The sequence below is a fragment of the Phormidesmis sp. 146-12 genome, from assembly GCF_052939495.1.
Window position 1 is genome coordinate 202,524 of record NZ_JBJPHS010000001.1, and the last position, 12,352, is coordinate 214,875.

The 12,352-nt window shown below is 50.3% G+C and carries 12 protein-coding genes; 9 read left to right on the forward strand and 3 right to left on the reverse strand.

What is annotated here, in order from left to right:
• Nucleotides 1-60: 60 nt before the first annotated feature.
• A complete protein-coding gene (locus ACKFKF_RS00825) occupies nucleotides 61-297 on the forward strand; it encodes a hypothetical protein (protein WP_446865945.1) in 237 nt (78 codons plus the stop codon).
• A 354-nt stretch (nucleotides 298-651) separates the two neighbouring features.
• Here ACKFKF_RS00825 and ACKFKF_RS00830 read toward each other — a convergent pair whose 3' ends face one another.
• The gene (locus ACKFKF_RS00830; RefSeq protein WP_446865946.1) at nucleotides 652-1,077 is read right to left on the reverse strand and encodes a DUF1824 family protein; all 426 of its coding nucleotides are present in this window, start codon (nucleotides 1,075-1,077) and stop codon (nucleotides 652-654) included.
• 88 nt (nucleotides 1,078-1,165) lie between these two features.
• Here ACKFKF_RS00830 and ACKFKF_RS00835 point away from each other — a divergent pair, with 88 nt between their 5' ends.
• Entirely contained in the window at nucleotides 1,166-3,487 is a 2,322-nt protein-coding gene (locus ACKFKF_RS00835; protein ID WP_446865947.1) for an ATP-dependent helicase, read from the forward strand.
• Nucleotides 3,488-3,507: 20 nt separating this feature from the next.
• Here ACKFKF_RS00835 and ACKFKF_RS00840 read toward each other — a convergent pair whose 3' ends face one another.
• Nucleotides 3,508-4,263, reverse strand: a complete 756-nt coding sequence (locus ACKFKF_RS00840) for a DUF4058 family protein (RefSeq protein ID WP_446865948.1) — start codon at nucleotides 4,261-4,263, stop codon at nucleotides 3,508-3,510.
• Nucleotides 4,264-4,295: 32 nt separating this feature from the next.
• On the opposite strand from ACKFKF_RS00840, the gene ACKFKF_RS00845 reads away from it, so the two are divergent.
• Nucleotides 4,296-5,519 carry an MFS transporter gene (locus ACKFKF_RS00845; RefSeq protein WP_446865949.1) on the forward strand — a complete coding sequence of 408 codons (1,224 nt, stop codon included), beginning with the start codon at nucleotides 4,296-4,298 and terminating at the stop codon, nucleotides 5,517-5,519.
• A gap of 64 nt (nucleotides 5,520-5,583) precedes the next feature.
• On the opposite strand, the gene gap is transcribed toward ACKFKF_RS00845, so the two are convergent.
• Nucleotides 5,584-6,609: a type I glyceraldehyde-3-phosphate dehydrogenase gene (gap, locus tag ACKFKF_RS00850; RefSeq protein ID WP_446862632.1), complete on the reverse strand. Its 1,026-nt coding sequence runs from the start codon at nucleotides 6,607-6,609 to the stop codon at nucleotides 5,584-5,586.
• Between the two features lie 152 nt (nucleotides 6,610-6,761).
• Between gap and ACKFKF_RS00855 the strand changes: the two genes are divergently transcribed.
• The 6 genes from ACKFKF_RS00855 to ACKFKF_RS00880 all read left to right on the forward strand — a co-directional run.
• On the forward strand, nucleotides 6,762-7,376 hold the full coding sequence (locus tag ACKFKF_RS00855; protein WP_446865950.1) for a cytochrome b/b6 domain-containing protein: 615 nt from the start codon (nucleotides 6,762-6,764) through the stop codon (nucleotides 7,374-7,376).
• Between the two features lie 254 nt (nucleotides 7,377-7,630).
• A complete protein-coding gene (locus tag ACKFKF_RS00860) occupies nucleotides 7,631-8,098 on the forward strand; it encodes a restriction endonuclease (RefSeq protein ID WP_446866007.1) in 468 nt (155 codons plus the stop codon).
• 126 nt (nucleotides 8,099-8,224) lie between these two features.
• Nucleotides 8,225-8,554 (forward strand): DUF433 domain-containing protein, encoded by a 330-nt coding sequence (locus ACKFKF_RS00865; RefSeq protein WP_446857323.1) that lies wholly within the window; start codon nucleotides 8,225-8,227, stop codon nucleotides 8,552-8,554.
• Nucleotides 8,551-8,901 carry a DUF5615 family PIN-like protein gene (locus ACKFKF_RS00870; protein WP_446865951.1) on the forward strand — a complete coding sequence of 117 codons (351 nt, stop codon included), beginning with the start codon at nucleotides 8,551-8,553 and terminating at the stop codon, nucleotides 8,899-8,901. Before ACKFKF_RS00865 ends, ACKFKF_RS00870 begins: the two co-directional genes overlap by 4 nt.
• A gap of 177 nt (nucleotides 8,902-9,078) precedes the next feature.
• Entirely contained in the window at nucleotides 9,079-10,500 is a 1,422-nt protein-coding gene (locus ACKFKF_RS00875; RefSeq protein WP_446865952.1) for an amidohydrolase, read from the forward strand.
• Nucleotides 10,501-10,842: 342 nt separating this feature from the next.
• Nucleotides 10,843-12,352, forward strand: a 1,510-nt coding sequence (locus tag ACKFKF_RS00880; protein ID WP_446865953.1) for a tetratricopeptide repeat protein, incomplete at its 3' end; no start/stop codon positions are given.

The following is a 12,352-nucleotide window of genomic DNA, read 5'->3' on the forward strand; positions in this document are numbered from 1 at the left end:
AGTCGATCGGGATGGCCAGGTTTCTGGGTTTTCTTCAAATCCAAAACTACGGAGACAATCATGGTTGACAATTCTTTAGCGAATCCCGGCGTAATTCCCGTTCCCGACCCCGATGAGTCTGACGGTAACTGGGAGCGTCTGTTAGTGCTGGTGATTGGGTCAAGCGAAGGGACGATCGAAACCATTCACAACCTCTACGCCAGAGGCTTTGCCGACGTGAGTGCGTGGAGTCCTTTGCTGCCAGCCCCCTACCCCCGCGAAGTGGTGAGCATTCTCTCTCGCCGCCGCCGAAAGTAGTGACCTATCCCGGTTTGCTGCCTATCCGACTCTGATGACAAGCAATACAAAGCGGGCCGTCGAGTCCCTGGCTACTCGCTGCATCGGCTCGGCGGTCTGACACCTCCACGAGCTTAGTTTTAACGTCAGTTCGATGAGAGTGACTCGCTTCGTTGCGATCAGCTTCAGCCCCCTAAATCCCCCAAAATTGGGGGACTTTGACCCAGAGAAAGTTCCAGAGTTCAAAGAAATTATGCTGATTCAAAGTCCCTCAGAATGGGGGATTTAGGGGGCGAATCCCCTGGCAACGAAGCGAAAAAGTTTATCGAACTGACGTTAGTTTTACTTCTGCGTGAGGGCTGCTGCTGAAAAAGCTCAACTCTGATCAATCTGATCAAAGAGATCGATCGGCAGATGTCCAAACGTCTCATTCACGTCGCCATCGTAGGCAGATTGGCAGGAGACTAATACCCCCCGATGGACTCCTGTGTAGGGTTCAGCGTGCGATCGTCCCGTTTTGGGATTGTATTTGATATAGACAACGCCATCCGTTACGCCGCTCACAGTGGGCATTTCTTCGTAATTTAAGGCCGTCAGGTAGCTAGAAAGCGTTTGTTTGCCCTGGTCAAAACTGTCGGCACAGATGCCAAAAATTTGATAGTCCGACTGATCGACCACCAGAAGTAGGGACGATCGGATCAGCGCATAATCCAACGGCGCGGCAGGGCTATCACTACAAATAAACTGCCTGAGAACCTTGAGCGCCTCTTCTTTCGTCAGCGGAGAATTTTGTAGAGACATGGCGAGACTGGGGGCGGTACGTGATCCATCCTCCGCTAGACTCGCTTCACCTGTCAAAATAACAATAGAATCATTCGTTTTCTTTACTATGCTTGCCGATCGCCCCAACCCCCCAACCGGACGCGACCCCCTGATTCAACAATTGCGAACTGGATTGCGCCCTGGACAGCGTGAAATCGCCGATTGGCAAGGGGGGCGGTTGGCAGTTTCGGCAGTTCCGGGATCGGGCAAGTCTACCGGGATGGCCGTGGCGGCAGCGATCGCGATCGCTCGATATCAGCTTCATACTCGCCGTCAGTTGGTTGTGGTGACTTTTACGCGATCGGCGGCCGCCCATATCAAAACCAAAATTCGGCAGCATTTAAAAACGCTTTCTTTGCCCCAGGGCGGATTCGTCGTTCACACCCTGCACGGGCTGGCGTGGTCGATCGCTCGCAGCTACCCAGAGCTTTCGGGACTTAACCCAGACAGCGTTTTGGTCACGCCCAATCAAGGACATCGGCTAATTCGCACGAGTGTCGAACAGTGGATCGGCAACCATCCGCAGCTTTTTCAACAGTTGCTCGAAGGCAGACAGTTTGATGGCGAAGAAACTGAGCGGTTGCGACGACAAGCCGTTCTCAGAACTGAAGTGTTACCTGCGCTGGCAGACACCGTGATTCGCGAGGCCAAAAGTTCGGGATTGATGCCCCAGGATTTGCGCGATTGTGCCTCCGACCATTACTTGATTCTAGAAATCGCGGCTGGACTTTATGAACAATATCAGTCACAGCTTCGCGCCAGAAATTTGATTGATTATGACGAAATGATCTTGGGTGCCCTGCGCGTGTTGGAAACTCCGACGGTGCGCGATCGCTGGCAGAGGCAAGTATTCGCGGTCTTTGAAGACGAGGCGCAAGATTCCAGCCCATTGCAGACTCGATTGTTAGAAATTCTCGCGGCTGATCCCGATCGTCCCGAATCAAATCAACAAAACCTGGTCAGAGTGGGCGATCCCAATCAGGCGATCAATTCCACTTTTACGCCAGCCGACCCGGTTTTCTTTCGTCAATTTTGCGAAGAATGCAGCGACGAAGACCGACTGGCTGAGATGAATCAAGCAGGTCGCAGTAGTCAAGCGATCGTCGATGCAGCAAATTTTGTGTTGCAGTGGGTGAATGGAAGACACAAAGTCAGTGAGGAGAGAGGAGAGAGGAGTGAGGAGAGGAGTCAGGGAAGCCTTCCGTTGGAGTCTCCGTTTCGTCCTCAAAAAATTCATCCTGTGGCGTTTGATGATCCTCAGTTGGATGCGAATCCGTTGCCCGAAGGGTTGGGGCTGGAGATTTACACGCCGGACGATGTGTATCAAACGGTTGAATTAATTGGACAGCGATCGCTCACTCTATTCACTCAAAATCCCGATGCTCAGGCGGCCGTTCTGGTGCGTACCAATGATCAGGGGCGGTTTGTGGCGGAGCAGATTCAACGCTGGCATGGTGAAAATTTGAAGGTGTTTGATGTGGGACAGCGCGATCGCCAGTCTCATGTTCCGGCTGAAATGCTGGCGTTGTTGCAGTTTCTCGATCGCCCCCATTCGCCAGACAATCTCAAAGCGGCGCTCACGGTTTTGGTCAGTCGTCGGCTGATCCCCAATCAAGATTTGAATGCGTTAGTCACCTTTCCCGAACAGTTTTTGTATCCCGCACCGCTCGACCCTCCGCAAGCGCCCGCCGTTAAGGAAGCGAGCCGTTATTGTGTGAGTCTGCTCCGCGCCAGATTAGAACTGCCGATTTATCAACTGATTTCTTTTTTGGCGTACACCCTGATTTACGACCAGACCGAGTTGGCGACGGCGAATAAGCTGTCCGATCGCATTCTCCAACAAGCTACTGAGAATTCTTTGGGCGCAGTTTTAGAAGTCTTGTCAGAGATCGTCAGTTCAGAGCGATTTGAGCCAGTCGAAGCGGAAGAAGACGATCGCTATGTGCGCGCCAGCCAGCTTACGGTGATCACGATGCACAAAGCAAAAGGACTGGACTGGGATTACGTCTTCATTCCCTTTTTGCATGAGAACATGATCCCCGGCAGTTTGTATGTGCCGCCGCAAGCCAAGTTTATTGGCGACTTCACCCTGTCAGAAGTGGCCCGCGCTCAGATTCGAGCGATCGTTCATCAACAAGAAATTCCCGATGTTTTCACCGCCTGGGAACGCGCCGGACACCTCAAAACCGCCGAAGAATTTCGTCTTCTCTATGTGGCGATGACACGAGCCAAACGCCTGCTGTGGATGTCAGCCGCCAAACAAGCCCCCTTTGCCTGGAGCAAACCAGAGAACTTGAGCGATCGTCCTCCCTGCCCAGTGATTCCTGCCCTCAAAGCAAAGTTTCCCTTAGCCGCGATCGCAGAAGATGACGAAGACGTTGCTTTTTAACGCTGATAAATCCTGCTTTTTTAGCCTTGCTTTAGAATCTCCGTCACCCAGTCCTGATCGTGAGGAGAAAGGGCAGGTTTGAGCGGCTGAGAATAGTCGATCGCTAAATCAAATCGGGCCCGATCGTAAATTTCATTCAGCAGCTTTTGCAAATCAACGATGGGTTCGGGTTCTCTCGCTCGTAGAGGAATCGGAATTGCCGGGATCGAGGTTCTCAAATCAAAGGTGTACAAGTCTGCATCGGGTCTGTCTACACTGCGGCTGACCAAAATTCGATATGCGTCATCGACTGCACCGACGATCGGCATCGGGTCGCCCAGTCTTAGGAAGTCAATTTCTACCAAATTTGTGGAAGATGCCAGAATTTTCTGACGCTTGTTTTGGTAAGTTGATCGACCTTCTTTAGACCGCTTGTTTTTGGGTGAAAGAATCTCAACGATCGAGATCAATTCTTTGGACTGAGTTGAGCGCACTTCCAAAAACCGTTCTGTCACCTCTTCTGGCATGGGAACTTTCACTTTATTGGGTTCGGTGCTTTTTACCGTTGCTAACGGTGTTCCAGAATTTTGACGATCGCTCACCGCAACATCTGCAATTCCCACCAACAGAAGATCATCAACACTGGAATAAACTCGTTCCTCGATCGACACGCGATATTGGGGGGCAATTTGAGGCGTGAGATCGTCTGCGATGGCTACAATTAGCCGATTATGAACCTGGTGCCACAGTTCGGGTTGCTCTAAATAAGGGTTCATACCAGGAAACGGGTTAGCCATCTCACACGCTCACCATTGCTTATTTTGATTCTATGTTGTCTTTGCTGCCAAGGTTTAAACGTCAAGTTTGGGTGCAGTCTGCGGCACGAGGACTCTTTCAAGTCGGGCAAGGGCTACTTCAGTTTTATGTGCCGATCGTCTTTGTTAATCAGGTCGGTTTGTCTGCCACCTCAGTTGGAATCGGGCTGGCCAGTTCCTCAATTTCTGGAGTGGTGGGGAATTTTTTGGGCGGTGCCCTATCAGATTCACAAACAGGCCGGCGGGGAACATTGCTTTTATCGGCGAGTTTATCAATTTTGGCCGCGATCGCCCTCGCCTTCACTCAAACGCTGCCGATGCTGATTGTCGCAAACTTGCTGTTGGGGTTGAGTATGGGGTTTTATTGGACAGCCGCCGATGCCGCCGTGATGGATATGACCGAACCAGAGCAGCGATCGCAAGCCTTCGCAATGTTGGGCGTGACAGATAATCTCGGTGTCGGAGTCGGCATTTTGGGCGGCGGATTGTTATTAGCTTTAGTCAAGCAACCGCGATTTCTCTTCCTATTCACCAGCTTGTTGTTTGTCGGCTTTTTGATTTTGATTCAGTTAGGCATTACCGAAACGAGAGAGAAACCTGGAGAACATTCAGAAGGCTGGTCGATCGCGCTCCAAGACAAAGCCTTGAGAATCTTCGTCGCTGCCAACATCCTCTTCACCACTTACATCGCTTTAGTGAATGTGGCCTTGCCGCTTTACTTCACCAACTTTTTGCTCAAATCGTCTACCGCGAATATTGCCAGTTCGTTTACCTGGTGGTACATCGGATTGGGAGCCGTTTTGCAGATTCCGATCGCTCACCTCTTCGCCCCTTTGGGCAACATTCGCGCGCTCGCCGTTTCGATGGGTTTGTGGAGTGGGGGATTTGGTCTCGTATGGTTGATGGGCGGATTAGCATCGGTGCAGCCTCCTGTTCAAATCGGAGCGTTGGGCGTATTAGCGATCGCCACCATCCTCTACCGACCCTTTGCCGCCGCCTTACTCTCACAACTCGCCCCCCCATCGCTTCGAGGAATTTACACCGGAATCAGCGCTCAATGTTGGGCGATCGGCTACTTTGTCGGGCCAATTCTCGGCGGTTGGGCACTAGATCAGACCAGCGAAGTCACCCGAACTTTCTGGCTATTTCTGGGATTAAGCGGCGTGATCGGACTCCTAATTCTCTGGCGTTTGTCCAACGAAAAGGGAACGATCGCCCCAACCCAAGAAGCAACCTAGCCCCCTCCTCCCTCCTCTCTCCTCTCTCTTCTCTCCTCTCTCCTCCCTCCTCCCTCCTCCCTTCTTAAAGAATCCCTTCCTTCTTGGCCATCGCCACCATCAGATCGATCACCCGCTTCGAGTAGCCCCACTCATTGTCATACCAGGAGACGACCTTGAAGAAGTTTGAATTTAACTCAATGCCCGCCCCCGCATCAAAAATACTGGAGTGGGGATCGCCCTGAAAATCAGTCGAAACCACTTCCTCATCGGTGTAGCCCAAAATATCCTTGAGGTCGCCTTCTGAAGCCGCCTTCATCGCCGCACAAATTTCTTGATAGCTCGTCGCCTTCTCCGTTTTGAAGGTCAGATCAACGACAGAAACATCCGGAGTCGGGACGCGAAACGCCATACCCGTCAGCTTTCCCTTGAGTTCTGGAAGTACCAGAGTGACTGCTTTTGCGGCTCCCGTCGAGGCAGGAATAATATTTTGAGCGGCTCCCCGTCCGCCTCGCCAATCTTTTTTGCTGGGGCCATCGACCGTAGGCTGCGTTGCTGTCATCGCGTGAACCGTCGTCATCAGCCCTTCTGTCAGACCAAAATTGTCGTTGATCACCTTAGCCACCGGGGCCAAACAATTCGTCGTACAGCTTGCATTCGAGACGATCGTATCTTTCTCAGGATCAAACTGGTCATGATTGACCCCCATCAACAGGGTTTTGACGCGATCGGGTTCCTTCGTGGGCGCAGAAATGATCACTCGTTTTGCCCCCGCCTTGAGGTGATTAGACGCGCCTTCAAAGTCGGTAAATAAGCCTGTAGACTCCACTACATAATCAGCACCATCCTTGCCCCAGGGGAGATCTGCGGGATTGCGAATGGCCGTACAGGAGATGAATTTTCCATTCACGACAATGCCATCTTCTTTGGCTTCGACGGTGCCATCAAACGTGCCGTGAGTCGAGTCATACTTGAGCAGATAAGCCAAATTGTCTGGGGGAACCAGGTCATTGATGCCGACAAATTGAATGTTGGGATGATCAATTCCCGCCCGAAATACGAGCCGACCAATGCGACCAAACCCATTGATGCCTACTTTGACGATCGTCATGATGCAGTCCTCAAACAGCGCAGATTGCAAACAAGTTATCGTATTTCTCAACAGAACGGGGCTGACATAATCTTTTCATCACCTTAAGAATCGTGAAAGACTGATCTGAACCGTTATGCAAAACTGGGATTGCAGTTAAAGAGGAACTGACGATGACACAGCAGCCCCTTGCAGGCAACTCAAAGAAAGCGCCCTATCAACCTTCACTATTGCGCCTACTTCATGGCATTAACGCCCTAATCGCTTTGTCGGCCCTAATTACCGGATTTTGGGTTTACAACATCTTCGACGGTCGGTTTGGCAAATTGCCCCTGCCGCGAGTCAACGATATTATTGGCATTCATGGCACCTTTGGCAGAATATTCTGGTTGTTTACGCCGCTCTTTATTCTCTACAGTGTTGTAATTGGCTATCGTCGCCTGATCCAAAAAGATTCTCTAGTCAAACTCAAACAGCTCAACACGCCAATCTGGTGGTACACGCTACATCGCATCACCAATACAATCATGATTCTCGCGTCTCTGTTTGCGGTCAGCACCGGGCTATTGATGCAAGAATCGTGGCTACCTTCCAGGGAGTTGGATCACACTGCCTATTTACTGCATCTGGCAGCTTGGGCGACGTTGCTGGGTTGTCTAGTGCTGCATTTAGCCATGAGCGTCAAAGTCGGCGGAATTCCATTACTGTGGTCGATCGCCAACTTCAAGTATCGCCCCGGAGACAGCCCTAAGCTGTGGCTACAAAAAATCCGCGATCGCCGAGAATAAAAGTTACCGTTTTGGCAGAATACTGAGTCGGCTGCTAATCGCTCATCGGTTTGTTAGCCTACTGGGTTACCTGTAAGGCAGTACTTCAGGTGTGCTTGCAAATGTTCCACGCTACACAGCACTGGATCTAGACTGTCGAAGTTACGTGGGTAAGGATGGCGATGGAATTTCACAAATCCAATTAGCCATAGACACTTGCTTTTGCGGGTATTTAATTAAAGCGACAAAAGCGGCAAGCTATTCGATCTGAATTAATCGTTCTTTATCAGGAGAGTGACACCAAGAAGCGAGGGAAGCAACTAGAAGTAATTTTGAATAGCCTGTTTGAGAGTGAGGGAATTTTGATCAGAGAATCTTTCACTATAAAAGGTGAAAACAATGAAGGAGTAATTCAGCAAGTTGATGGAGCTATTGAGGTGAACAGCCATCTTTATCTTGTTGAAATGAAGTGGTGGAAAGAAGCTTTGGGTCCCGGTGATGTTGCACAGCATGTCATGCGCCTTTTTGAGAGGACTGATGTTCGCGGTATCTTTATCTCAGCTTCTGGTTATACTGATGCAGCAATCATCAATATTCAGAAGGCACTTAATCAGAAAATTATTGTGCTTTTTACCTTAAAAGAACTTGTTCTTCTTTTAGAAGGAGAAAACTCTTTCGAGTCTCTTTTGAAGTCCAAGGTTGAGGCTATTCAGCTTGAGGGGAAGCTTGTGTATGACCTTTAAAGAGTGGATTTGCTTATTCTCTAAGTCATTGGAGGCAAACCAAAATATGCCCTAAAGCCGGATAAACGTCATCGTCAACTTTGTCAGGTTCATCTATGATTTAGATAGTTGAGTCAAAGCCAATCTATGCCAGTCTTAGCACCAAAATCTTATGTAGAGTACCGAAACGAGAGTTACTGGGTAGAAGGAACTCGGATTTCTCTTGACTCGATTGTCTACGTTTTCCAGAAAGGGTTATCACCGGAAAGTATTGTTCAGTCTTTTCCGTTGTTAACCCTTGAGCAGGTTTATGGTGCGATCGCCTTCTATCTTGCCAATCGTACTGAGATTGACGCTTACTTGGCAGCAGAGGAGGAGGCGTTTGACGCTATGTCCCAACCGCTACAAACCACTGATCCTGTTTTGTATAACAAGCTTATGGCAGCGAAGGCAGCGAAGCGGCAGGTAGAATTGTGACCATACGTTATCAGGCTGATGCTGATTTGAATCAGGCGATTGTAACGGGTGTTTTACGGCGAGAACCTACAATTGATTTTCAAACCGCTTTTGCTGCTGGATTGGAAGGTGTTAAAGATCCAGAAGTGTTGGCAATCGCAGCAGAACAAGGGCGTATTCTCGTCAGTCATGATCGCAGAACGATGCCATTGGAGTTCGCCACGTTTGTTACCAGCAGTCAAAGCTCAGGAGTTATCATCGTTTCGAGAAAACTATCGATTGAAGTTGTTATTGAGGAATTGCTGCTAGTTTGGGCAGTATCCAGTGCAGAGGAGTGGGTAAATCGCATTGCAAAGTTACCCCTTTGACGCAGGCTAACAACCTTGGTGCAGCGGACGGTATCAAGATCTTGGTGGTGATACAAAGGTGATCTGCCGCCGCTGACCAGGAACGGTAGCAGACATAGCGGATGCCCGATCGTTCCCAAGTAGAAACTATTCACGAGCTACATTCGACACCTCCTCCCTCCTCACCTCCTTCCCTGCATGACTTTTACCATTCAAAACGCTCTGATCCCAGTTGACCAAGGCTATACGGCGACGGATATCTACATTGAAAACGATCGCATCCAAATGATCGCGCCTCACCTTGAACCGATCGGCACCCTGATCGACGGGCGCAACAAATTACTCCTTCCTGGCTTTGTCAATGCTCACACTCACTCTTCAGAAATGTGGCAACGGGGGATCATTCCTCCCACACCGTTAGAGCTTTGGTTAGCCGAACTGTATGACTTCTCACCACTCGATCCTGAGCAAGCCTATCTGAGCGCCGTGGGCACCGCCGTCGAAACCTTGCTGACTGGAGGAACGAGCGTTGTCGATCATTTGGTGTTGATTCCGGGAAAGGAGTTGGAGACGATCGCGGCTGCGGTTCGGGCTTATCGTCAGGTTGGAATTCGGGCATTTGTGGCCCCGCTGATTCAGGATGAGGCGATGTCGAGCGGCATTCCCACGGGGGGCGGTGAGTCAGAACGCGAGACCTATGTGCGACCGACGAAGGCGACTTTGGCCTTGATGCAAGAAGCCGTGACGCAGTTTCACCGCCCGGATCAGGGGGTCAATATTCTCGTCGCACCCACAGGCACTCAGCTTTGTTCGGATGCGTTGTTTGAGGGGTGTATTGAGTTGAGCGATCGCTACAATCTTTGTCGTCACGCCCACCTACTCGAAACCAAAGCGCAGCAGCTTCTCGCTCAAGAAAAGTATGGCTGTAGCGCGGTTGAACATCTGAAAAAAATTGGCTATCTCAGTCCTCGCACCTCACTGGCTCACTGCGTTTGGCTAGACGATGCCGATATTGAAATCATGGCCGCTACGCAATCGACCGTGGTTCACAATCCGCTGAGTAACTTGCGTCTGGGCAGTGGCATCGCTCCCATTCTCAAATATCGTCAGGCGGGGGTGAATGTCGCGATCGGCTGTGACGGCTCCGCCAGCAACGATTCGCAAGACTTGTTAGAAGCGATCAAAGTCGGCTCAATTTTGCACAATGTGACTGACCTGGATTATCACCATTGGATCACGCCGAGGGAAGCGATCGCAATGGCCGCGTTAGGCGGTGCGAAAGGTTTAAATCTAGCCGACGACATGGGATCGTTAACGGTTGGCAAGAAAGCAGATTTAGTGTTGTATGACTTGATGAGTCTATCGTTGTTACCGCGAACTGATCCAATTGGGTTACTAGTTTTAGGTCGTCCAGTCAACGCTGTCGCACACGCCTGGGTGAATGGGAATCTAATTGTCAAAGATGGCGAAATGTGCAACGTCAACGTCAACGAATTGAGACAAAATTTGTTCGATCGCAGCGAATGGAGTACCAAACGCCAGGCTCCCTCGGTCGCTCAAATCGAAGCCAAGTATCGATCGGTCATGGGGTTACCCAGCGTCACACAGGGCTACTCCTAATTGACATCCTCCCCACTGCATAGGCGGATGGGGCTTCCCAATGATCACGAACTAAATAACGTCAGTTCGATGAGAGTGACTCGCTTCGTTTCAATCGGCTTCAGCCCCCTAAATCCCCCACAAGTGAGGGACTTTGAACGAGAAATATTGTCTCAAAGTCCCCCAAAATTGGGGGGTTGGGGGGCAGAAGTGCTGAATAACGAAGTGAGAAAACTCCATCGAATTTACGTTAAATCAGGACATTTTCATAACCGTCAATGAGTCAACAGGGATGCGTGGTTTTCCTTCTGGTATATCTTTCTGTTAATCTGGGTACAGCGATCGCGTAAAGGAAACACGGGCATGAGCGAGAGTGCCGTTTTGATCTCCGGTTCTGCTAGAAATCGAGTTGACCATGATGTGTTTATCTCCTACTCGCGGCGAGATGGTGAGTTTGCTCGGCGGTTGCTGGGGGCGCTCAAGGGTGAAAATCGGGATACCTGGGTCGATTGGCAGTCGATTCAGGCGGCAGAAGATTTTTGGCAGGCGATCGAGACGGGCATTGAGGCGGCCAATACGTTCATTTTTGTAATCAGTCCCGATTCGGTGGCATCTGAGTATTGCAACAAAGAAGTTGACTACGCGGTTTTGCACAAAAAGCGTTTGATTCCTGTGGTGTGTCGTGAGGCAGGAGATGTTCATTCGGCACTGCGATCGCTGGACTGGATTTTTTTACGAGAACAGGACGACTTTGAGCCTGCGTTTGCGCGATTGGTAAAGGCGATCGACACCGATCTGGAGCATACGCGATCGCATACGCGATTGTTGGTGAAGGCGATCGAATGGAACAAGCGGGGACGAGATGACAGCTTTTTGCTACGAAAACGTGACCTGACAGATGCAGAATATTGGCTGACGGCTAGTGCAGAAAAGGAGCCGATTCCGACTGAGTTGCATCGAGATTACATTACCACCAGCCGCAAGGTTGAGGATGACTACAATCTACTGCTGGCAAAGGGGAGACGCGCACAGCGATGGGTGGGAATTGCGGCGATCGTCGTGCCTGGTGCGGTGGCGATCGCCTTAGCTTTAGGAATCTATTCTGCACAAGTCAGCGCTGAACTAGCACAAAAAAAACAAAACATCCGGGACGTGTGGCAATTTACCGATGCTCTGGCTGATAGTGCAAAGGGAAACTACGGCAGTGCCCTGAATCGGCTGGCAACAGTGATAGATCGAAATCCTCGCAGCACCTTTGCTCTAATGGGGCGTGGCTATGTTTTTTTACAGATGGGAAACTATACAGCATCGGAAGCAGAATTTAGGCGGGCACTTCAGATTGACCAAAATGACCCAACTGCCTGGCTTGGCTTGAGCAATGCGCTGTCTTACCAAAACAAACTCGATGAGGCGATCTCTGCCCTCAACCAAGCGATCAAGCTTGACCCCAAATATGCTGTGGCTTACAACAATCTGGCCAATGCGCTGAAAGACCAAAACAAACTAGATGAAGCGATCGCGGCTTACAACCAAGCGATCAAGCTTGACCCCAAATATGTTGATGCTTACAACAATCTGGGCAATGCGCTGAGAAGCCAGAACAAGCTTGATGAAGCGATCGCAGCTTACAATCAAGCGATCAAGCTTGACCCAAAATATGCTGACGCTTACTACAATCTGGGCAATGCGCTGTCTGCCCAAAACAAACTTGATGAGGCGATCGCTGCCTACAACCAAGCGATCAAGCTTGACCCAAAAGATGCTACGGCTTACATTTACACAGGTCTGGGCAATGTGCTGTCCGACCAAAACAAACTCGATGAGGCGATCGCCGCTTACAACCAAGCCATCCACCTTGACCCCAAATATGCTG